Annotated in this window: 18 protein-coding genes; 3 read left to right on the top strand and 15 right to left on the bottom strand. The window is 68.1% G+C overall.

What is annotated here, in order from left to right:
- Nucleotides 1-57: 57 nt before the first annotated feature.
- Nucleotides 58-462 carry a hypothetical protein gene (locus ACWCRB_RS25205; RefSeq protein WP_450998193.1) on the bottom strand — a complete coding sequence of 135 codons (405 nt, stop codon included), beginning with the start codon at nt 460-462 and terminating at the stop codon, nt 58-60.
- Nucleotides 463-1082: 620 nt separating this feature from the next.
- Here ACWCRB_RS25205 and ACWCRB_RS25200 point away from each other — a divergent pair.
- Both ACWCRB_RS25200 and ACWCRB_RS25195 read left to right on the top strand, forming a co-directional pair.
- Nucleotides 1083-1406 (top strand): hypothetical protein, encoded by a 324-nt coding sequence (locus tag ACWCRB_RS25200; RefSeq protein WP_450998192.1) that lies wholly within the window; start codon nt 1083-1085, stop codon nt 1404-1406.
- Nucleotides 1407-1462: 56 nt separating this feature from the next.
- A complete protein-coding gene (locus ACWCRB_RS25195) occupies nt 1463-2095 on the top strand; it encodes an Imm21 family immunity protein (protein ID WP_450998191.1) in 633 nt (210 codons plus the stop codon).
- Nucleotides 2096-2332: 237 nt separating this feature from the next.
- Here ACWCRB_RS25195 and ACWCRB_RS25190 read toward each other — a convergent pair whose 3' ends face one another.
- From ACWCRB_RS25190 to ACWCRB_RS25140, 11 genes are all read right to left on the bottom strand, one after another.
- Entirely contained in the window at nt 2333-4285 is a 1953-nt protein-coding gene (locus ACWCRB_RS25190) for a TIGR03960 family B12-binding radical SAM protein (RefSeq protein ID WP_450998190.1), read from the bottom strand.
- An 84-nt stretch (nt 4286-4369) separates the two neighbouring features.
- A complete protein-coding gene (locus ACWCRB_RS25185; protein ID WP_450998189.1) occupies nt 4370-5872 on the bottom strand; it encodes a CYTH and CHAD domain-containing protein in 1503 nt (500 codons plus the stop codon).
- A 107-nt stretch (nt 5873-5979) separates the two neighbouring features.
- Nucleotides 5980-7179 (bottom strand): rod shape-determining protein RodA, encoded by a 1200-nt coding sequence (gene rodA, locus ACWCRB_RS25180; protein ID WP_450998188.1) that lies wholly within the window; start codon nt 7177-7179, stop codon nt 5980-5982.
- Entirely contained in the window at nt 7176-9440 is a 2265-nt protein-coding gene (gene mrdA / locus ACWCRB_RS25175; protein WP_450998187.1) for a penicillin-binding protein 2, read from the bottom strand. The genes rodA and mrdA overlap by 4 nt, the downstream gene beginning before the upstream one ends.
- Before the next feature lie 157 nt (nt 9441-9597).
- Nucleotides 9598-10269 (bottom strand): rod shape-determining protein MreD, encoded by a 672-nt coding sequence (gene mreD, locus ACWCRB_RS25170; RefSeq protein ID WP_450998186.1) that lies wholly within the window; start codon nt 10267-10269, stop codon nt 9598-9600.
- Nucleotides 10270-10283: 14 nt separating this feature from the next.
- A complete protein-coding gene (gene mreC, locus ACWCRB_RS25165; protein WP_450998185.1) occupies nt 10284-11228 on the bottom strand; it encodes a rod shape-determining protein MreC in 945 nt (314 codons plus the stop codon).
- A gap of 166 nt (nt 11229-11394) precedes the next feature.
- On the bottom strand, nt 11395-12414 hold the full coding sequence (locus ACWCRB_RS25160) for a rod shape-determining protein (RefSeq protein ID WP_235479136.1): 1020 nt from the start codon (nt 12412-12414) through the stop codon (nt 11395-11397).
- 361 nt (nt 12415-12775) lie between these two features.
- A complete protein-coding gene (gene ndk, locus ACWCRB_RS25155) occupies nt 12776-13189 on the bottom strand; it encodes a nucleoside-diphosphate kinase (RefSeq protein ID WP_006375945.1) in 414 nt (137 codons plus the stop codon).
- A 68-nt stretch (nt 13190-13257) separates the two neighbouring features.
- Entirely contained in the window at nt 13258-13623 is a 366-nt protein-coding gene (locus ACWCRB_RS25150) for a DUF4233 domain-containing protein (RefSeq protein WP_450998184.1), read from the bottom strand.
- Between the two features lie 5 nt (nt 13624-13628).
- The gene (gene folC / locus ACWCRB_RS25145; protein WP_450998183.1) at nt 13629-15113 is read right to left on the bottom strand and encodes a bifunctional tetrahydrofolate synthase/dihydrofolate synthase; all 1485 of its coding nucleotides are present in this window, start codon (nt 15111-15113) and stop codon (nt 13629-13631) included.
- A gap of 163 nt (nt 15114-15276) precedes the next feature.
- Nucleotides 15277-17901: a valine--tRNA ligase gene (locus tag ACWCRB_RS25140; RefSeq protein ID WP_450998182.1), complete on the bottom strand. Its 2625-nt coding sequence runs from the start codon at nt 17899-17901 to the stop codon at nt 15277-15279.
- 136 nt (nt 17902-18037) lie between these two features.
- Between ACWCRB_RS25140 and ACWCRB_RS25135 the strand changes: the two genes are divergently transcribed.
- Nucleotides 18038-19000, top strand: a complete 963-nt coding sequence (locus ACWCRB_RS25135; protein ID WP_450998181.1) for a hypothetical protein — start codon at nt 18038-18040, stop codon at nt 18998-19000.
- A 73-nt stretch (nt 19001-19073) separates the two neighbouring features.
- On the opposite strand, the gene clpX is transcribed toward ACWCRB_RS25135, so the two are convergent.
- From clpX to ACWCRB_RS25120, 3 genes are all read right to left on the bottom strand, one after another.
- Nucleotides 19074-20360, bottom strand: a complete 1287-nt coding sequence (gene clpX, locus ACWCRB_RS25130) for an ATP-dependent Clp protease ATP-binding subunit ClpX (RefSeq protein ID WP_450998180.1) — start codon at nt 20358-20360, stop codon at nt 19074-19076.
- Between the two features lie 195 nt (nt 20361-20555).
- On the bottom strand, nt 20556-21254 hold the full coding sequence (locus ACWCRB_RS25125; RefSeq protein ID WP_235479130.1) for an ATP-dependent Clp protease proteolytic subunit: 699 nt from the start codon (nt 21252-21254) through the stop codon (nt 20556-20558).
- A gap of 50 nt (nt 21255-21304) precedes the next feature.
- Nucleotides 21305-21922 (bottom strand): ATP-dependent Clp protease proteolytic subunit, encoded by a 618-nt coding sequence (locus tag ACWCRB_RS25120; RefSeq protein WP_330293871.1) that lies wholly within the window; start codon nt 21920-21922, stop codon nt 21305-21307.
- Between the last annotated feature and the right edge of the window lie 449 nt (nt 21923-22371).

Raw genomic sequence — 22371 nt, 5'->3', positions numbered from 1 at the left:
CCCACACACCGTGGAGCGACCATCGTCAGAGAGTCGATGCAGACACCGCCAACGTGCTCAGTAGCTGGCAGTCCGATCGAAGCTGGTGACGTTGAGTTTGATGCCCTTCACGCTCTTGAGCGTCGTGGGGTACTCACCCAGGGCGGTCTGGCCAGGCTGGACGTCGGTGTCCAGTTGGGTGCCGTTCGCTAGTCGAGTGCCGCTGGCGTCCACCGCTTCCCAATCCCATGAGTAGTCGGACTTCTCGCTGCTGTTGTTCTTGATCGTCCAAACGACCCAAATATTGGTGAGTCCGGATTCCGAGCGATCGTCCAGTTGGAAGCTCACAAGGTCCGCTCGTTCGCTCTTGCCCTGGGGCGTCTGCTGCGCCTTCGCGGTAGCGGTCACGCTAGGTGCAGGCGTGGTGCTCTCATCGCCACTCCCCAGCGCGATGACCATCACAACCACGACGATGACAACCACCGCAGCCAGAGTTCCAGCACACCCCCAAAGACAGCCACGACCCCGCCGTTTGCTCTGCGGAGGCCTGGCAGGAGGCGCCCACTGCCCAGAAGGGGGAGGCCCACTGTCCCGGCGCTCCCACCGAGGACCATTCGCCGGCGGCTCACTCGCTGGCATGGTGGCCTCCTCCGTAGCGGATACCCGCCACGCTAGGAAGCCGGGCCCAACCCCGCGAACCAAGAGCAGCCACTCAGGCGACGACCAACCCCGTACGGCCTCCTCCTGGACCGTCAGCCCCTCAGACCCACTCTCCACAACCTCAGACTCGACAGCCGAAGAGCCCCCAGGCGCCGGCAGAGGCGTTCTCAGTGCCTCCTCCACGACAGCCCGCCGCTCACTCCACGCACCCAGCGCCCCCAGGACGGCAGCAACCTCACCCTCGCCGCCGTCCCCCAACACCTCCGCGATCCGCCCCAACGCCTCACTCACGTCAGTGCACGTGTCCGCTGGTCGCAGCGTCCTTCTTGACCCTCAGCGGCAGCAACTTCTTCCCGCTGTTTACTTGTGGCCAGGTGTCATCTGCGGACACGGCGCCCCTCACAACGAAGCTGGGGACTCCTGTCGCATAAGGTCGGGCACCGATGACCAACCACGACACCTACGGCACCAGCACTCACACCACGGGCGAGTTGGCCCGGCTGGTCGCCGACCACCTCGATGTCACCTTCACCGCACGCGAGAGCGACTACCGGGGCCTCTACCACGTCGCCGACAGCGCCTACGGACGTATCGAGATCCAGCCCAACGCTATCCCCGGAGACGACGTCCAGGACGACCTATACGCCCCTGAGCACCCGTCAATCAGCGTGCTCCTGCTGATCACCACCCCAAACCCGGATTCCACCGTGCATGATCGCCTCGACTGCATCGACGGTCTCGCTCACCTAGGCCACGAGGTTTGGTGACAGCCATTGATCCACTTCAACGAGGCGTTGTCAGAGGCATACGGCAACCTGGCGCCATGAACAGATCGAACGACGCGGCATCCACACCCCGCACGCAGCCGGAGCTCAACTGGGTTGCGTCCATGGGTGGCCCGCTCATCGTCATACCGGTATCGGCGTTGCAGGAGTGGAGCGGCTGCACGCAAGACGGAATGATCATCGGCGACACCGATGACCCGGACGACTACGACCGCGCGTGCGCGGTAGAAGACCTCGTCGCTGTGATCGACGTGGGCCCAGCCGGCGCGCGGGCCCTTGTGCTGGGCGATGAGCCGGCCACAACCTGTTATCTGCCCGAACGAAGGGCTTTCGTGCGCTGGCTCGCCTCAGACTCCGACGCAGAGCTCCTCGTGGCCGCCGAGAGGCTGCTGGACGACCCCACCACCGAGTGGGAGGCAGCGGGAGTATGGGAAACGGACGGACCGGCGATGCTCATGGACTCCGCCGAGGCCGGTGCAGATCTCGATCGGCCGTACCCCGACCGCCCCGAGCTGCCAGAACAAGCACCCGTGGCTGTACCGGCAGGCCGCTGGAACATCCGGGCGGTCCACGTGACCAACGAGTTTCCCTGGGTCGGCGTGGTCCAGCTCACTCCGGAACTAGGCGCCGACGTCTCCGCGTCACCGGCGGACAGCTCACCCCGTCCATAGCCAGTCCTCAGACCCACCAGCCGACAGGCTCCAGGGGCTTCCAGCCCTCAGACCCACTCCACCTCAGAGTGAACGGTCGAAGAGGCCCCAGGCGACGGCAGCGGCGTTCTCGGGGTATCCCGCGCGATCCCCTGCCGTCTGCTCTGAGCGCCGAGCGCCCTCAGGACAGCAGCAGCCTCTTCCTCGCTGCCGCCGTCCTCCAGAGCCTCCACGATGCGCCGCAACGCCTCACTCACGTCAGTGCACGTGTCCGCTGGTCGCAGCGTCCTTCTTGACCGTCAGCGGCAGCAACTTCTTCCCGCTGTTACTTACTTGTGGCCAAGTATCCATCTGCGGGCACACCCCACAGTCGAAGCAAGGCGTCCACCGGCAGTCCTCGACCTCTGTCTCGTCGAGGGAGTCCTGCCAGTCCTCCCAGAGCCAGTCCTTGTCGAGGCCCGAGTCGAGGTGGTCCCACGGGAGGACCTCCTCGTACGTGCGTTCGCGCGTCGTGTACCAGTCGACGTCGACCCCGAAGTCGGGCAGCGTCTTCTCCGCGCAGGCCATCCAGCGGTCGTACGAGAAGTACTCGCGCCAGCCGTCGAAGCGGCCGCCGTCCTCGTACACCGCGCGGATCACCGCGCCGATGCGCCGGTCGCCGCGTGACAGCAGGCCCTCGACGATGCCGGGCTTGCCGTCGTGGTAGCGGAAGCCGATCGAGCGGCCGTACTTCTTGTCGCCGCGGATCTTGTCCCGGAGCTTGGTCAGGCGCGCGTCCGTGTCCGCCGCCGACAGCTGCGGGGCCCACTGGAACGGGGTGTGCGGCTTGGGCACGAAGCCGCCGATCGAGACCGTGCAGCGGATGTCGTTCTGGCCGGAGACCCTGCGGCCCTCGGCGATCACGTTCATCGCCATGTCGGCGATCTGGAGGACGTCCTCGTCGGTCTCCGTCGGCAGACCGCACATGAAGTACAGCTTCACCTGGCGCCAGCCGTTGCCGTACGCCGTGGAGACCGTCCGGATCAGGTCCTCTTCCGAGACCATCTTGTTGATGACCTTGCGCATGCGTTCCGAGCCGCCCTCGGGGGCGAAGGTCAGGCCCGAGCGACGGCCGTTGCGCGTCAGCTCGTTCGCCAGGTCCACGTTGAAGGCGTCCACGCGAGTGGAGGGGAGCGACAGGCCGATCTTGTCCTCCGTGTAGCGGTCCGCCAGGCCCTTCGCGATGTCACCGATCTCCGAGTGGTCCGCCGAGGACAGGGAGAGGAGGCCGACCTCCTCGAAGCCCGTCGCCTTCAGGCCCTTCTCCACCATCTCGCCGATGCCCGTGATGGAGCGTTCACGGACCGGGCGGGTGATCATGCCCGCCTGGCAGAAACGGCAGCCGCGCGTGCAGCCGCGGAAGATCTCGACCGACATCCGCTCGTGGACGGTCTCCGCGAGCGGGACCAGGGGCTGCTTGGGGTAGGGCCACTCGTCCAGGTCCATGACCGTGTGCTTGCTGACCCGCCAGGGGACACCGCTCTTGTTCGGTACGACGCGGCCGATCCGCCCGTCCGGCAGGTACTCCACGTCGTAGAACGCCGGGATGTAGACGCTGCCGGTCTTCGCGAGACGGAACAGGACCTCCTCGCGACCGCCCGGACGACCCTCCGCCTTCCAGGCGCGGATGATCTCCGTCATGTCGAGGACGGCCTGCTCGCCGTCGCCGATGATCACCGCGTCGACGAAGTCCGCGATCGGCTCGGGGTTGAAGGCCGCGTGACCGCCGGCCAGCACGATCGGGTCGTCGAGCGTCCGGTCCTTGGACTCCAGCGGGATGCCCGCCAGGTCCAGCGCCGTCAGCATGTTCGTGTAGCCCAGCTCCGTGGAGAAGGACAGCCCGAACACGTCGAAGGCCTTCACGGGACGGTGGGCGTCCACCGTGAACTGCGGGACGCCGTGCTCCCGCATCAGCGCCTCGAGGTCGGGCCACACGCTGTACGTACGCTCGGCGAGCACGCCCTCACGCTCGTTGAGCACCTCGTAAAGGATCATGACGCCCTGGTTGGGCAGCCCGACCTCGTACGCGTCGGGGTACATGAGCGCCCAGCGGACGTCGCAGTCCTCCCACGGCTTGACCGTGGAGTTGAGCTCTCCGCCGACGTACTGGATGGGCTTCTGCACATGCGGGAGCAGAGCTTCGAGCTGCGGGAAGACCGATTCGGCTGACATCTCGCACTTCCGTGGACCGACAGGGGTGGTCATTCAGCCTAACGCGGCCCGGGACACCCGCCGTACCGCCGAGGATCTCCGCCCTCAGACGTCCATCCCGTCCTTGGCCGTCGCCCAGGCCTCCGGCGCCGCCTCCTCCACCCGCTCCGCCCGCCGCTCCTCGCGCCCGTACAGCAACCCGTACGTGAAGGTGTTCTCGCCCGCCGCGTGCGCCACGGCGGACAGCTCGCCCAGTGTCGTGCGGACCATGACGCTGTCCTGGTGGTCGCCGAGGAGGCTCTGGAGGGACTTCATCGACTTGACGAGCGCCTTGGCCGGGCCGCCGAGGGCCGGGCCCGCCGCCTCGGCCGCGTACCGGGTGCGCTTGGCCTTCTTGCGGGCCTCGTGCAGCCCGAGGTCGCGGTCGGCGCCGGACGGCTGCTCCATGGCCTCCTCGATCAGCGCGGCCACCTTCGAGAAGTCCTTGCGTACGGCCTTGGCGAGCACCTTGTCCGGATTCTTGGCCGCTGCCTTGAGCACCGGCGGGTCGGCGACCACGGCGTCCAGGGTGTCGAGGAGGGCCAGATAGCGCGGGGAGTCCAGCACGCCGAGCAGTCGGCTGCGGGCCCCGCCGTACTCGGCCTTGGACCAGGCGGCCAGACGGTCCCGGACCGGGCCGTGGACGAGGGTGGGGGCCAGCTCGTCGAGAACCGTGTTCAGCCGTTCGGCCAGCACCTCCTGGTCGCGGCCCACGCCCAGTTCCCCGGCGAGCCACTTCAGCTCGTCGCCGATCGGGTCGGTGACCTCCCGGTCGAGAACCTCGCCGAAGGACTTGAAGGTGCTGCGCAGCCGCCGCGTGGCGACCCGCATGTCGTGCACCGACTCCTCGGTGTCCTGGCGCACGGCCGGATCGAGGTCGACGATGGCGTCCCGCTGGGCGCGGACATAGGCGAGGACGTGGTCGCCGGCGGTGAAGGGCTCGGCGGGTTCCGCCTCCGGCTGCGGCTGTCCGCCCTTGGTCTCCTCCAGCGCCCGCGCCAGCTTCGACGAGGACTTGGACGGCCGTACGCCCGCCTTGCGCAGGCGCTTCTCCACCTTGTCCAGGACGCGGATGTCACCGCCGTCGGCCAGCTCCACCTCGATCTCGGTCCACTGGGCGGTACCGTCACCGCCGAACAGCCGCTCCGCCCGTACGGTGTCCACGCCGACCTCGGCGAGCTGCTTGCCCTCGGCGTCGACGAGGTCGCGCACGTCCCGTGCGGAGCGCAGCCGGACCACGGGCACGAGCTGTCCCTCACGGACCCGGGCGCGGACCAGCCCGGCCAGTTCGTCGGGGACGGTGTCGGAGAGCGGGACCTGGATCTCGTCCCGCACCCCCGGGCCGACCGGGAGTTTGAGGTGCCAGCCGGCGTCGGACCCGCCGGTGCGGCGGCGCAGGGTGATCGACGCGGAGGCCAGGCGCAGGTCAGAGGTGTCGTAGTAGGTCGCGTCCAGCTCGGCGGTGCCCTTGTCGAGGACCTCCGCGACCCCGGCGACACCGGTCAGGTCGGGCAACCCACTGTCGTCGGATTCGTACTTCCGCTCGATTTCCCGCTTTGTGTCCGCCATGAATTGAATCTAGTCACGATTCGACGTCGGCGGCAGCCCCCAAAGGTCACTTATTGGCCATGCGGGACACATTCACCGTTCTCCCTGATGACACCTAACAGTCACCTCTAGGCGGACATGGGCCGCTCCACCCTGATCGACTGCAACAACCCCACCGCCACCCACACAGCGAACATCGACGATCCTCCGTACGACACGAAGGGCAGTGGCAGACCGGCGACCGGCATGATCCCCAGGGTCATCCCGATGTTCTCGAACGACTGGAACGCGAACCACGCGATGATCCCGGCGGCGACGATCGTGCCGTACAGCTCGGTCGTCTCACGGGCGATACGGCAGGCCCGCCACAGCACCACACCCAGCAGCAGGATGATCAGGCCCGCGCCCACGAAGCCCAGCTCCTCCCCCGCGACCGTGAACACGAAGTCGGTCTGCTGCTCCGGGACGAACTGGCCGGTGGTCTGCGAGCCGTGGAACAGACCGGTGCCGGTGAGGCCGCCCGAACCGATCGCGATCCTCGCCTGGTTGGTGTTGTAGCCGACGCCGGCCGGGTCGAGTTCCGGGTTGGCGAAGGCGGCGAAGCGGTTGATCTGGTACTCGTCCAGGATCCCGAGCTGCCAGATCAGCACTGCGCCCAGGGCGCCCGTGCCCAGCAGACCGAAGATCCAGCGGTTGGAGGCGCCGGAAGCCAGCAGCACCCCGAGCACGATGATGACCATGACCATGACCGACCCGAGGTCGGGCATCAGCATGACGATCATCATCGGTACGGCGGCCAGGCCCAGGGCCTGCAGGACCGTGCGGTGGTCGGGGTAGGGCTTGTCGCCCGCGTCGACCCGGGCGGCCAGCAGCATCGCCATGCCCAGGATGATCGTGATCTTCACGAACTCCGAGGGCTGGAGCGAGAAACCGCCGCCGAGCACGATCCACGCGTGGGCGCCGTTGACGGTCGCGCCCAGCGGGGTCAGCACCATGAGGATCAGGAAGACCGAGAGCCCGTACAGGATCGGGACCGCCGTGCGCAGGGTGCGGTGGCCGAGCCAGACCGTGCCGATCATCAGACAGAACCCGATGCCGGTGTTCATCAGATGCCGGATCAGGAAGTAGTACTGGTCGCCCTGGTTGATCTCGGTGCGGTTGCGGGTCGCCGAGTAGACCAGGATCGCGCCCATGAAGGACAGCGCGAGCGCGGACAGCAGTATCGGCCAGTCCAGCCTGCGGGCCAGCGAGTCGCGGGCCAGCAGACGGGACAGGGACGAGCGTTCGGGGCCGTAGCCGGAGACGGAGAAGGTGTTCGCGCCGGTCATGTCGTGGTCGTCCTTCGCGTACTCCGCCTGCGCCTGCGTCTGCGGCCGCCCTGTGCTCGTCGGCCGCTGCGGTTGGTGCGTGTGCCTTCCGAGGCGACCGTGGCCGGCGGGAGCTGTCCGCCCGCGACGGCGAGGATCTCCTCGGTGGCCTTCGGTGGGACGTACGGCTTGATCTTCGGGGCGTCGATCGAGCCGTCCGACTCGATCTTCGGCAGGCTCTTCTGCGGGGTGGGCAGCAACGCCTTCTTGTTGTCGATCTTGCCGTCCTCGGAGACGCCGTACAGCGCCTCGTAGATGTTGCGGACGGCCGGTCCTGAGGCGCCGGAGCCCGTACCACCCTGGGAGATCGTCATGACGATCGTGTAGTCCTTGGTGTACGTCGCGAACCATGAGGTGGTCTGCTTGCCGTAGACCTCGGCCGTACCCGTCTTGGCGTGCATCGGGATCTCGTCCTGCGGCCAGCCGCCGAACCGCCAGGCCGCCGAACCGCGGGTGACGACTCCCTCAAGGGCACCGTCTATGTCCTTCAGGGTCGACTTCGAGATCGGCAGCTTGCCGTGCGACTTGGGCTTGATCGCCTCGACGGACTTGCCGTCGGCGCTGACGATCGCCTTGCCGACGGTCGGGTCGTACAGGGTGCCGCCGTTGGAGATCGCCGAGTAGATCGTCGCCATCTGTATCGGCGTGACGAGGATGTCGCCCTGGCCGATGGAGTAGTTGACGGAGTCACCGGCGCGCATCAGATTGCCTTCGAGGCAGTTCTCGTACGCGATCTGCTGGGCGTACGTGCCGCCCTTCTTGCCGTACTTGCACCAGGAGGCCTTGTTGGCCTTCCAGTAGTCCTGCTTCCACTTGCGGTCGGGGACGCGGCCGGCGACCTCGTTGGGAAGGTCGATGCCGGTCACGGCGCCGAGGCCGTAATCGTGGGCGGTGGTGTAGAACCAGTTCTTCGCGTTCTTGTTCGGCTTCAGGCCGCCATCCTTCGCCCACTGGTCGTGGGCGAGGCGGTAGAAGACGGTGTCGCAGGAGACCTCGATGGCGCGGCCGAGGCTGATCGGGCCGTACCCCTTGGACTCGTAGTTCTTGAAGACCTGGCCGCCGATCGAGTACGAGCTGGAGCAGTCGTAGTTCCCGTCGAAGGGGTAGCCCGCGTTGACGGCGGCCGAGGTGGAGATGACCTTGAAGATCGAGCCGGGGGCCGCCTGGCCCTGGATCGCCCGGTTGAGCAGCGGGTAGTTGGAGTTCTTCCCGGTCAGCTTGGCGTAGTCCTTGGCGGAGATGCCGCCGACCCAGGCGTTCGGGTCGTACGTCGGGTTGGACGCCATGGCGACGACCCGGCCCGTCTTGGCCTCCATGACGACGACAGCGCCCGCGTCGGCCTTGTAGTTCTCGCTGGTGTTGTCGTCGTACTCCTTGCGGGCTTCCTTCATCGCGTTGTTCAGCTCGTACTCGGCGACCCGCTGAACCCTCGCATCTATGCTCGTCACGAGGTTGGAGCCGGACTGCGCGGGGTCCGCCTCGGCGGTGCCGATGACCCGGCCGAGGTTGTCGACCTCGTAGCGCGTCACGCCGGCCTTGCCGCGCAGCTCCTTGTCGTACTCCCGCTCAAGACCGGAGCGGCCGACCTGGTCGGAGCGCAGATACGGCGAGTCGGTGTCCTGCGCCTTGGTGATCTCCTCGTCGGTGACCGGGGAGAGATAGCCGAGGACCTGGGCGGTGTTGGACCCGCCGGGGCCGGCGTACCGGCGTACGGCCTCGGGTTCGGCGGTGATGCCGGGGAAGTCCTCGGAGCGCTCGCGGATCTGGAGGGCCTGGCGGGCGGTGGCCTCGTCGGTGATGGGGATCGGCTGGTACGGCGAGCCGTTCCAGCAGGGCTGCGGCGTCTTCGAGTCGCAGAGCCGGACCTTGTCCTTGACGTCCTTGGGCTTCATGCCCAGGACCCCGGCGAGCTTGGTGAGGACGGCGTCGCCGTCGTCCGCCATCTTCAGCAGTTCGGTGCGCGACGCGGAGACGACGAGGCGTGTCTCGTTGTCCGCGATCGGCACTCCGCGCGCGTCGAGGATCGACCCACGGACGGCGGGCTGCACGACCTGCTGCACATGGTTGCCGGACGCCTCCTTGGCGTAGGCGTCGCCCTCGCGGATCTGGAGATACCACAGCCGGCCGCCGAGGGTGCCGAGGAGGGAGAGGACGAGGATCTGGATGACGACGAGCCGGATCTGGACGCGTGGCGTCCGGCCGGTCTCGGGAATGTTGGTCACTGGTGCTGCCTCCCCCTCTCAGAGAGCCGACGTGTGTGATGTAGATGTGTGTGCGTGTACGAATGATGAACGGTCGGCCTGTGAGGCCGCGTTCCGCCCCGGCGAACCCGTTCGAGTGCTCCATCCACTGGCGCGCTCCGCGCGCGGGCTCCCGCGGTCACAGGCGCTTGACCCCCTTGATGCGGCCGGCGCGGGCGGCCTTCGAGCGGGCCGCCTTCACCTTCAGGCCGCCGCGCTGGCTGCCGATGCGCAGGCCGGTGCCGGAGGAGAGCCAGCCCGACGAGATGTCGCTCTTCTTGGCCGAGGAGTTGGCCTCGGCGAGCGGATCGTTCTCCGCTCTGCGGGCCAGGAACATGATGCCGGGGACCACGAAGGGCGCGAGCAGCAGGTCGTACAGCGCGGCCGTGAACAGCAGGCTGGTGAGGCCCACGTTGCGGGCGGCGGTGTCGCCGACGAGGGCGCCGACACCGGCGTACAGCAGGGTCGTGCCGACGGCGGCGGCGACCACGACGGTCATCGGTCCTGTGGCCGACTTGAGCTGGCCGTTCTCGGGTTTGACCAGGCCGGCGAGGTAGCCGATGACGCAGAGCACGAGGGCGTAGCGGCCGGCCGCGTGGTCGGCGGGCGGGGCGAGGTCGGCGAGGAGTCCGGCGCCGAAGCCGACGAGCGCGCCGCCGACATGGCCGTACACCAGGGCGAGGCCGAGGACGGTCAGCAGGAGGAGGTCGGGGACGGCGCCCGGGAGGTGCAGGCGGGCGAGGACGCTCACCTGGACCACCATGGCGACGACCACCAGGGTGGTGGAGAGGAGCATCCGGTTGAAACGCATGGGGAGTTCAGCTCCTACTGCTCTTGCTGGTACTGGCCGTCGGCCGTCGTCGCGGACGGGGTCACCGTGACGGTGACCGTCGGGGTGGGCGTCGGCTTCGGCTTGGCCGGGAGGACGGTGTCGCGCGGGTCGGTGCGCGGGGCCTCGACGACGACACCGACGATGTCGAGCTTGGTGAAGCCGACGAACGGCGTGACGTAGATCGTGCGGGTCAGGTCGCCGCCGGACGGGTCGACACGGGACACGACCCCGACGGGTACGCCGGGCACGAACGGCTTGTCGGCCTGCGAGCCGAAGGTGACGAGCCGGTCGCCCTTCTGCACCTTGGCCTTGCCGTTGAGGAGCTGGACGCGCAGCGGCCGGTCGCCCTGCCCGGAGGCGAAGCCCAGTTCGTCGCTGCCCTCCATGCGCGTGCCGACGGTGAAGTCGGGGTCGTTGGCGAGCAGCACGGTCGCGGTGCCGGGGCCGACGGTGGTGACGCGGCCGACGAGTCCGTCGCCGTTCAGGACGGTCATGTCGCGCTTGACGCCGTCGTTCGCGCCGATGTCGATGGTGACCGTCCAGGAGAAGCCCTGGGCCGCTCCTATGGCGATGACCTCGGCGCCCTTGATGCCGTACTGCCCGGCACCGGCCGACTTCAGCATCTTGTCGAGCTGGTTGAGGCGGCTGCGGTTGCGATCGCCGCTGCCGAGACGGGCCTTGAGCGCCGCGTTCTCCTTCTCCAGCGCGGCGAGCCGGTCGTGCCGCTCACCGGAGTCGCGTACGGCGGAGACCGCGTCGCCGACCGGGTCGACCACGGTGGCCACCCCGTCCTCGACCGGCCCGAAGACGGCTGCCGCGGCCTGTCGGGCACCGTCGACCGGTGAGTCCTCCCCGCCGCGGATGTCCACCGTGATCAGCGCGAACGCGATCGCGATCAGCAGCACCAGGAGCAGCCGGCTCTCTCGTGTGTCCCTCACGTGCGGCGGCCGTGCCTTCCTCAATAGAGTTTTTGGGCAACTTGGGCAACGAAGTCTTTGGGAGCCTTTGGCGGCAATGGAGTTCTTTGGGCGAGCTTATGCCTCTATATCAACGATCCGCCGCACGAGAGGAGATCATCTCGTACGGCGGAATCGAAGAGTCACGTCATCTGCGCGGCTGCGCGTCCAGCACCTGCTGGAGCGCCTCGAACTCCTCCACGCACTTGCCGGAACCGAGCACCACGCTGTCCAGCGGGTCCTCGGCGATGTGGATGGGCATGCCGGTCTCCCGGCGCAGCCGCTCGTCGAGCCCGCGGAGCAGGGCGCCGCCGCCGGTCAGCACGATTCCGCGGTCCATGATGTCGCCGGACAGCTCGGGCGGGCACTTGTCGAGGGTGGTCTTCACGGCGTCGACGATCGCGTTGACCGGTTCTTCGATGGCCTTGCGGACTTCGGCCGCGGAGATCACGACGGTCTTGGGCAGCCCGGAGACAAGGTCCCGGCCGCGGATTTCGGTGTGTTCGTCAGCGTCGAGGTCGTACGCCGAACCGATCGTGATCTTGATCTGTTCGGCCGTCCGCTCACCGAGGAGGAGCGAGTACTCCTTCTTGATGTGCTGGATGATCGCGTTGTCCAGTTCGTCACCCGCGACGCGGATGGACTGGGCGGTGACGATGCCGCCGAGGGAGATGACCGCGACCTCCGTGGTGCCGCCGCCGATGTCCACCACCATGTTGCCCGTGGCCTCGTGGACCGGCAGGCCGGAACCGATGGCCGCGGCCATGGGCTCCTCGATGATGTGCACCTGGCGCGCGCCGGCCTGGGACGAGGCCTCGATGACGGCACGGCGCTCGACGCCCGTGATGCCCGAGGGCACGCAGACGACGACACGGGGACGGGCGAGATACCGCCGCTTGTGAATCTTCAGAATGAAGTAGCGGAGCATCCGCTCGGTGATCTCGAAGTCGGCGATGACGCCGTCCCTGAGCGGGCGCACGGCAACGATGTTGCCGGGCGTCCGACCGATCATCTTCTTCGCTTCCGATCCGACCGCGAGAATGCCACCGGTGTTGGTGTTGATCGCGACGACGGACGGCTCGTTGAGTACGATCCCGCGACCCCTGACGTACACCAGCGTGTTGGCGGTCCCGAGGTCGACAGCCATGTCACGGCCGATGAACGACATTGAGTTCCCCATCAGGATTCGTCTGGCCTTCCCAAGTGAAGCGTGTGATGGCTTTGGTTTGGGGTGGCGAAGTGGGTGCGGTGACGTGAAGGCTTGCAAGGCTTACATCGTAGTCTCGCCTGCACGAACACCGCGCGAGGGTCTTCGCCATTGTCAGCATGCGATGTGCCGTCTCGCTTCTGGAGACGAGCGTTCGGGGGTAGGCGTTCCCCCGATCGGCACGCATATGCCGGGGGACGGCCGGTTTTCGACGGCCGTCCCAGGTCGGACAATCCTCGGGCATCCGAGTGAGATGACGGTTCCTCAGAAACGGTGTGTGCAGAAACTGCGCAAGAAGTTCACCGGCCGGATACGCGGGTGCTCAGTCGCGGCCGGGGAAGAAGATCTTCAGCTCGCGCTCGGCGGACTCCTCGGAGTCGGAGGCGTGGATGAGGTTCTCGCGGACGATCACGCCGTAGTCACCGCGGATGGAACCGGGGGCGGCGGCGATGGGGTCGGTGGGCCCGGCGAGCGCGCGCACACCCTCGATGACCCGCTCGCCCTCGACGACCAGGGCGACGACGGGGCCGGATGCCATGAACTCGACGAGGGGCTCGTAGAAGACCTTGCCCTTGTGCTCGCCGTAGTGCTGCTCCAGCGTCTCCTGGTCCAGGGTGCGCAGCTCCAGCGCGGTGATGCGCCAGCCGGCCTTGCGCTCGATCCGGCCGATGATCTCGCCGGTCAGGCCGCGACGGACGGCGTCGGGCTTGAGGAGGACGAGGGTGCGCTGAGTCACGGGGGTGGCTCCATTCGAGGTCACGTATGTGCGGTGCTCAGAGGCTACAGGGCCGCCCTGAGCGGGTGTCACGCAGCGTCAGGACTGGTAGTACCGGCCGACTGGGCCTGCGCGGCGAATCTCGCCTTCGCCTCGTCGATCTTCCGGCCGTAGTGGACGGACGCCCACCACAGCGCGGCGAACATCGCGCCCATGAAGTACATGGTCGGGACGACGATGCCGGACGCGATGAGCGCGATCTGCAGGGCCCAGCCGAGCTGGATGCCGCCGGGCCGGGTGATCACACCGCACAGCAGCACGCACAGCAGCATGGCGATGCCGCTGACCGTCCACACGGTCGACGTGGACAGGTCGGGGTCCTTCATGGCGACGAGACCGGCGAAACCGATCACGAAGACCTCGCCGATCAGGGTCGAAGCACAGAGCGTACGCACGGAAGTCAGCCCCTCCCCAGGAGCAGTCGGGCCTCGCCGACGGTGATGACGGAGCCGGTGACGAGCACGCCGGCGCCCGAGTACTCCCCGTCCTCCTCAGCGAGGGTGATGGCGGCCTCCAGGGCGTCGTCGAGCCGCGGCTCGACCTGGACGCGGTCGTCGCCGAACACCTCGACGGCGATGGCGGCCAGCTCGTCGACGTCCATGGCTCGCTGGCTGGAGTTCTGCGTGATCACGACCTCGGCGAAGATCGGCTCGAAGGCTTCGAGGAGCCCCCGTACGTTCTTGTCGCCGCTCGCCCCGACCACACCGATCAGCCGGCTGAAGTCGAAGGCCTCGCCGACCCCCTCGGCGGTGGCCCGTGCGCCCGCCGGGTTGTGCGCGGCGTCGAGCACGACGGTGGGAGAGCGCCGTACGATCTCCAGCCGCCCGGGGGACGTCACCGCGGCGAACGCCTTGCGGACGGTGTCGGTGTCGAGGGGTTCGGGCCGCTGGGTGCCGACGCCGAAGAACGCCTCGACGGCGGCGAGGGCGACGGCCGCGTTGTGGGCCTGGTAGCCGCCGTGCAGCGGCAGGAAGATCTCCTCGTACTCCCCGCCGAGTCCGCGCAGCGTCAGCATCTGCCCGCCGACGGCGACCGTGCGGCTGACGACCCCGAACTCCAAGCCCTCCCTGGCCACCGTGGCGTCCACCTCGACGGCCTTCTTCAGCAGCACCTGGGCCGCGTCGACCGGCTGCTGGGCGAGGATCACGGTCGCGTCCTGCTTGATGATCCCGCCCTTCTCGACGGCGATCTCACCGGGCGTCTCGCCGAGCCGGTCGGTGTGGTCGAGGTCGATGGGCGTCACGACGGCCACATCGGCGTCGATGACGTTGGTGGCGTCCCAGCTGCCCCCCATCCCGACCTCGACGACAGCCACGTCGACAGGAGCGTCGGCGAAGGCCGCGTACGCCATGCCGGTCAGCACCTCGAAGAAGGAGAGCCGGAACTCCTGCTGGGCGTCGACCATCTCGACGTACGCCTTGATGTCGTCGTACGTCTCGACGAACCGCTCCGCCGGGATGGGTGCCCCGTCGAGGCTGATCCGCTCGGTGATCGACTGGACGTGCGGGGAGGTGTACCGGCCGGTGCGCAGGTCGAAGGCGCCGAGGAGGGCCTCGATCATGCGGGCGGTGGAGGTCTTGCCGTTGGTGCCGGTGATGTGGATCGAGGGGTACGCGCGCTGCGGCTCCCCCAGGACGTCCATCAGCGCGGCGATACGGCTGACGCTGGGCTCCAGCTTGGTTTCGCCCCAGCGGGTGGCGAGGTCCGCCTCGACGGTGCGGAGGGCCTTGTCGACCTCGGGGTCGGTGGGGCGGCCCGGCACGTCGGCGCTCGGGGCTCCGCCCTGGGTGCGGAGGGTGCGGCTGCCGGCCTCGATGACCGCGAGGTCGGGGTCTCGGTCGGTCTCGGCGTCGATGATCTCGTCGAAGGGGTCGGTGTCGCTCACGTGGGTCAGTCTACGGAGGGGGTGCCTACGGGGTGGGGTGGTGGGGGTTTCGTTGGCGGGTGCGGGTCCGGTTGTGGCTGGTCGCGCAGTTCCCCGCGCCCCTGTCGGCGACGAGGGCGCCCGGAGCTTCACAGCTCCGGGCGCCCTCGTGCCGTAGAAACTCCTACGCCTGCGGCAGGGTTTCCAGTTGGGTCTGGATGCGGGTGATGTCCTCGTCGGCCTTGGTGAGGCGGCTCTTGATCTTGTCCACCACCTGGTCCGGGGCCTTTGCCAGGAAGGCCTCGTTGCCGAGTTTGGCCTCGGCCTGCTGGCGTTCCTTCTCCGCTGCCGCGAGGTCCTTCGCGAGGCGTTTGCGCTCCGCGGCGACGTCGATGGTGCCGGAGAGGTCGAGGGCGACCGTGGCGCCGGCGACCGGGAGGGTTGCCGTGGCCGCGAAGCCCTCGCCCTCCGGCTGGAGGCGGAGGAGCTGGCGGATGGCCGGCTCGTGCGCGGCAAGGGCCGTGCCGTCGAGGGTGAGGCGGGCCGGGACCTTCTGGCCGTCCTGGAGGCCCTGCTCCTTGCGGAAGCGGCGGACCTCGGTGACGACGGCCTGGACGGTGCCGATCTCGGCCTCGGCCGCCTCGTCGCGGAAGCCACTGTCCTTGGGCCACTCGGCGATGACGAGGGACTCACGGCCGGTCAGTGTGGTCCACAGGGTCTCGGTGACGAAGGGGACGACCGGGTGGAGCAGGCGCAGCATGACGTCGATGACCTCGCCGAGGACCCGGCCGGAGACCTTCGCCTGCTCGCCGCCCGCGAAGAACGTCGTCTTCGACAGTTCGACGTACCAGTCGAAGACCTCGTCCCACGCGAAGTGGTAGAGCGTGTCGCTGAGCTTCGCGAACTGGAAGTCGTCGTAGTACGCGTCGACCTGCGCGACCGTCTTGTTCAGGCGGGAGAGGATCCAGCGGTCCGTGGCCGAGAGTTTCTCGACGGGCGGGAGGTCGCCCTCGATCGTGGCGCCGTTCATCAGCGCGAAGCGCGTGGCGTTCCAGATCTTGTTGGCGAACTTGCTGGACGCCTGGACCCAGTCCTCGCCGATCGGCACGTCGGTACCGGGGTTGGCGCCCTTGGCCAGGGTGAAGCGGACGGCGTCGGAGCCGTACTTGTCCATCCAGTCCAGCGGGTCGACGACGTTGCCGAAGGACTTCGACATCTTCTTGCCGCGCTCGTCGCGGACCAGGCCGGTCAGGGCGATGGTCTTGAACGGGGCCTTGCCGTCCATGGCGTACAGGCCGAACATCATCATCCGGGCGACCCAGAAGAAGATGATGTCGTGGCCGGTGAGCAGGACGTCCGTCGAGTAGAACTTCTCGAGGTCCGGGGTCTGTTCGGGCCAGCCGAGGGTGGAGAACGGCCAGAGGCCGGAGGAGAACCAGGTGTCGAGGACGTCGGTGTCCTGGGTCCAGCCCTCGCCGGTGGGCGGCTCTTCGTCGGGGCCGACGCAGACGATCTCGCCGTCCGGGCCGTACCAGACGGGGATGCGGTGGCCCCACCACAACTGGCGTGAGATGCACCAGTCGTTGAGGTTGTCGACCCAGTCGAAGTAGCGCTTGGACATCTCCTCGGGGTGGATCGAGACCCGGCCGTCGCGGACCGCGTCACCGGCGGCCTTGGCCAGCGTCTCGACCTTGACCCACCACTGGAGGGACAGGCGCGGCTCGACGGTGGTGGAGCAGCGCGAGCAGTGCCCGACGGAGTGCGTGTAGGGGCGCTTCTCGGCGACGATCCTGCCCTGTCCGCGCAGGGCGCCGACGACGGCGGAGCGGGCCTCGAAGCGGTCCAGGCCGAGGAAGGGGCCGTGGACGGTGATGACACCGTGCTCGTCCATGATCGTCATGTTGGGCAGGTTGTGGCGTTGCCCGATGGCGAAGTCGTTCGGGTCGTGGGCCGGGGTCACCTTGACGGCGCCGGTGCCGAACTCCGGGTCCACGTGGGTGTCCGCGACGACCGGGATGGTCCGGTCCGTCAACGGCAGCTTGATCTGCCTGCCGACGAGGTGCTTGTAGCGCTCGTCGTCGGGGTGGACGGCGACGGCGGTGTCACCGAGCATCGTCTCGGCGCGGGTGGTGGCGACGACCAGGCTGTCCTCGCCCTCGCCGTACCTGATCGAGACGAGTTCGCCCGCGTCGTCCTGGTACTCGACCTCGATGTCCGAGATGGCCGTAAGACACCGCGGACACCAGTTGATGATGCGCTCGGCGCGGTAGATCAGCTCGTCGTCGTAGAGGCGCTTGAAGATCGTCTGGACGGCCTTGGAGAGGCCCTCGTCCATGGTGAACCGCTCGCGGTTCCAGTCGACGCCGTCGCCGAGGCGGCGCATCTGGCCGAGGATCTTGCCGCCGTACTCCTCCTTCCACTGCCAGACCCGCTCGACGAACTCCTCGCGCCCCAGGTCGTGGCGTGACTTGCCCTCCTCGGCAAGCTGCTGCTCGACCTTGTTCTGGGTGGCGATGCCCGCGTGGTCCATGCCGGGGAGCCAGAGCGACTCGTAACCCTGCATGCGCTTGCGGCGGGTGAGGGCGTCCATGAGCGTGTGCTGGAAGGCGTGGCCCAGGTGGAGGGAGCCCGTCACGTTCGGCGGCGGGATGACGATGGTGTAGGAGGGCTTGTCGCTCTTCGCGTCGGCGGCGAAGTAGCCCCGGTCCACCCAGCGCTCGTACAGCTTCCCCTCTACCTCGGCCGGCGCGTACTGGGTCGGCAGTTCGGTGATGGGCGCTGTTGGCTGCTGCTGAGCGTTCTCGGTCACCCGGTCAGTTTAGAGGCGTCACCGCCGTGTCCCGAAACTCGATTCTTTCGTAACGGTGGGACACCCGGGGCAACTCGGGCCACTGGCCTGCGCGAGGATGTCAGGAACACATAAGCATCTGGAGGGGAACCCAGAGATGAGCTACAACCAGCCGGGCCCGTACGGCGGGCCACCCCAGCAGCCCGGACCGTACGGGCAGCCGGCCGCCCAGCCGGGTCCGTACGGCCAGCCGCCCCAAGCACCTCAGGCCCCTCCGGCGGCTCCGCAGCCCGGCTACGGCTACCCCCAGCAGGCTCCGCCCGCGCAGCCCGGCTACGGCTATCCGCAGCAGGCCGCCCCGAACCCGTACGGTCAGCAGCCCGCCTACGGCCAGCAGCCGCCGTACGGCCAGGACCCGTACGGGGTTCCGCAGCCGCCGACGCCGGGTGGGGGCAAGAAGAAGACGACGGCGATCGTCCTCGGGTCGGTGGCCGTCGTGGCCGCCATCGCCGTGGGGGCGTACTTCGTGCTCGGCGGTGGCAGTGGCTCGGGCAGTGGCTCCGACATCGCCGACGACGGGGCACACAAGCTGACGGCGCCGGCGACCGTGCTCGACGGCGCGTACAAGAAGAGCGGGGACTCCGCGGCCGACGGGCTGACCGAGGACGAGATCAAGGACGCCGAGGCCTGGGGGGTCCAGAACCCCAAGGACGTCAGCGCCATGTACACCTCCGGCGAGGGCCTCACCGCCAAGAGCCTGATGTTCGCCGGCGTGTACGGCACCATCGACGACCCGGAGAAGGTCGTCGACGCGATGTTCGCCCAGATGAAGACGGAGTCGGCGAAGAGCACGGCCTCCGGTGACGGCAAACTCGTCGGCAGCCCGCAGGAGTTCACGCCGGCCGGCTTCGACAACGGCATCATCAAGTGCCAGCAGATCGAGAGCACCGAGTCCGGCACGACGACGAAGATGCCGTTCTGCATCTGGGGCGACCACAGCACGCTCAGCTACGTCCTGACGTACGACCTCGCCGCCCTGGCCGCGGGCAAGTCCGGCACGATGGAGGAGGCGGCCGAACTCGCCGCCAAGTTCCGCACGGACGTGCGCGTCAAGGCCTGACATGCCTCAACTGCGGAGGGGCCCCGGTCTGTTGACCGGGGCCCCTCCGCAATCGTTCGGAAATACTCGGCCGTTACGCCGTCTTCTGCTCGCCCGGGCCGCGCCCGCGCGCGTCCCTCGGGATCAGGGTCGGGTTCACGTTCGACAGGACGACGTCCGCCGTGATGACGACGCGGGCCACGTCCTTGCGGGACGGGACCTCGTACATCACCGCCTGGAGGACCTCCTCCATGATGGCGCGCAGACCGCGGGCGCCGGTCTGGCGCAGGATCGCCTGGTCGGCGATGGCCTCCAGGGCCTCGCGCTCGAAGTCCAGCTCCACGCCGTCGAGTTCGAAGAGGCGCTGGTACTGCTTGATGAGGGCGTTGCGCGGCTCCACCAGGATCTGGAGGAGGGCCTCGCGGTCGAGGTTGTGGACGGACGTGATGACCGGGAGGCGGCCGATGAACTCGGGGATCATGCCGAACTTCACCAGGTCCTCGGGCATGACGTCCTCGAAGCGGTCCTTCGCCTCCAGCTCCTTCTTGGAGCGGATCGTGGCGCCGAAGCCGATCCCCTTGGCACCCGCGCGGGACTCGACGAGCTTCTCCAGGCCCGCGAAGGCGCCGCCCACGATGAACAGGACGTTCGTCGTGTCGATCTGGATGAACTCCTGGTGCGGGTGCTTGCGTCCGCCCTGCGGCGGGACCGAGGCCGTCGTGCCTTCGAGGATCTTCAGCAGGGCCTGCTGGACGCCCTCGCCGGACACGTCACGCGTGATCGACGGGTTTTCACTCTTCCGCGCGACCTTGTCGATCTCGTCGATGTAGATGATTCCGGTTTCGGCCTTCTTGACGTCGTAGTCCGCCGCCTGGATCAGCTTCAACAGGATGTTCTCGACGTCCTCGCCGACATACCCGGCCTCCGTCAGCGCCGTCGCGTCGGCGATGGCGAACGGGACGTTGAGCATGCGCGCCAGGGTCTGCGCGAGGAGGGTCTTGCCGGAGCCCGTGGGGCCCAGCAGGAGGATGTTGGACTTCGCCAACTCGATGGCGTCGTCGCGGCTTTGACCGCCGCCGTTCTCACCGGCCTGGACCCGCTTGTAGTGGTTGTACACCGCGACGGACAGGGCCTTCTTGGCCGACTCCTGACCGACTACGTACCCCTCGAGGAACTCGTAGATCTCGCGGGGCTTGGGGAGTTCCTCCCACCTGACCTCGCTCGTCTCGGCAAGTTCTTCCTCGATGATCTCGTTGCAGAGATCGATGCACTCGTCGCAGATGTACACACCGGGGCCTGCGATGAGCTTCTTGACCTGCTTCTGGCTCTTGCCACAGAACGAGCACTTGAGCAGATCGCCGCCGTCACCGATGCGTGCCACGGTGTGCTTCCCCTTCGCCTGGGAGACGCCTAGGTCCAGCGACTCCTGGTGCTGCCTTATGTCCGACGGTACCTTGCCGGGCCCCCCGTTCGGGCCCCCCTTGGCGCGGTTCACTTTGACGTGCTCCGAGTCAAACCGTGCCAAGGGGCGGCAGACGATACAGCTTCCGCGTCTACCAGTACGCCTACCAGTACGTCAGCGGACGCTGGCGTTGTTCATCTTCCGGGTGGAGATGATCTGGTCGATCAAGCCGTACGACAGCGCGTCCTCGGCCGTGAGGATCTTGTCGCGCTCGATGTCCTCGCGGATCTTCTCGATCGGCGTGGTGGAGTGCCTGGCCAGCATGTCCTCCAGCTGGGCACGCATCCGGAGGATCTCGTTGGCCGCGATCTCCAGGTCGGAGACCTGGCCACGCCCGGTCTCGCTGTACGGCTGGTGGATCAGCACGCGCGCGTTGGGCAGTGCCATGCGCTTGCCCGGCGTACCGGCCGCGAGGAGGATCGCGGCGGCGGAGGCCGCCTGGCCCATGCAGACCGTCTGGACGTCCGGCTTCACGAACTGCATCGTGTCGTAGATGGCCGTGAGGGCCGTGAACGAGCCACCGGGGCTGTTGATGTAGACCGAGATGTCCCGGTCGGGGTCCATCGACTCCAGGCACAGCAGCTGTGCCATGACGTCGTTGGCGGAGGCGTCGTCGATCTGCACACCGAGGAAGATCACACGCTCCTCGAAGAGCTTCGCGTACGGGTCGTACTCACGCACGCCCTGCGAGGTGCGCTCGACGAAGCGCGGGATGACGTAGCGCGATTCGGCGCTGGGGCCGGTGTACTGCGCCTGGGCGGCCTGTGCCGCCCTCGTACGGTCGTAGAGGCCGCTGCCGGGGAAGTCGTTCACGATGTCTCCTGAAAGGGGCTGAGGCGGGGGCTGGAGGGCGGTGAGGGCGCTTACGAGCCCGCACCCCCGGTGCCGCCGCCGCCCGGGATGCCTGCGGCCGTGGCGATGACGTCGTCGATGAGGCCGTACGCCTTGGCCTCCTCGGGGTCGAACCAGCGGTCGCGGTCCGAGTCCCGGGTGACCTGCTCGACGGTCTGGCCGGTGTGCTGCGAGGTGAGCTCGGCCATGCGCTTCTTGGTGTGCAGCAGCCGCTCGGCGTGGATCTTGATGTCCGACGCCGAACCGGCGAGGCCGGCGGAGGGCTGGTGGATCAGGATCTCGGCGTTCGGCAGCGCGAAGCGCTTGCCGGGCGTACCCGCGCTGAGCAGGAACTGACCCATGGAGGCCGCGAGGCCCATGGCGATCGTCATCACGTCGTTCTTGATGAACTGCATGGTGTCGTAGATCGCCATGCCGGCCGTGATCGAGCCGCCGGGGCTGTTGATGTAGAGGTTGATGTCCTTGTCCGGGTCAGCGGCGGCGAGGAGCAGCAGCTGCGCGGTGATCTTGTTCGCGATGTCGTCGTCGACCGGCTGGCCGAGGAAGATGATCCGCTCGTTGAGCAGCCGGTTGTAGACCTGGTCGCCGAGGCCACCGCCGATGGAAGGCTCGCCGGCGGCGGAAGGCATCAGATTCGTCACGTCGTATCCACCTGCTCGTCTTACGACGGCGCCGGGCCGTCTCACGTGTTCTGCCGGGGCGTGGGGCCGTCCGGCGGTTATTCGGGGACTCCCCTGCCCTCGTACTCATGGACCCTAACGCGCGGGTCCCTCCGGGGAATCCCGGGAATGGAACTGTTCGCTGTGAGCGCATGTGCTCCGCCGGGTTGAGCAGGGTCTCCGGTGTGGGTCGGCTGTGCGGCGGCCGGGGTTTCGGTGAGCGTCGCGGGGCTCCCGCCCCGGGCCCCGGTTACCTCTCGCCGTGGCTCCGCCGGGGGTGGGCGGGTGCCGGCCCGTGGGGCTTCCCGCGCAGTTCCCCGCGCCCCTTTGGGGCGCGTCCTTGTGGGCGTGGATGACGGGCAGCCCCGCATGCCCTCAGGGGCGCCGCCCACCCCTGCCGTCTTGAACTGAGTACACCG

This window comes from Streptomyces sp. NPDC002156 (assembly GCF_053593675.1).
This window is presented reverse-complemented; position numbering and strand designations above follow the sequence as displayed.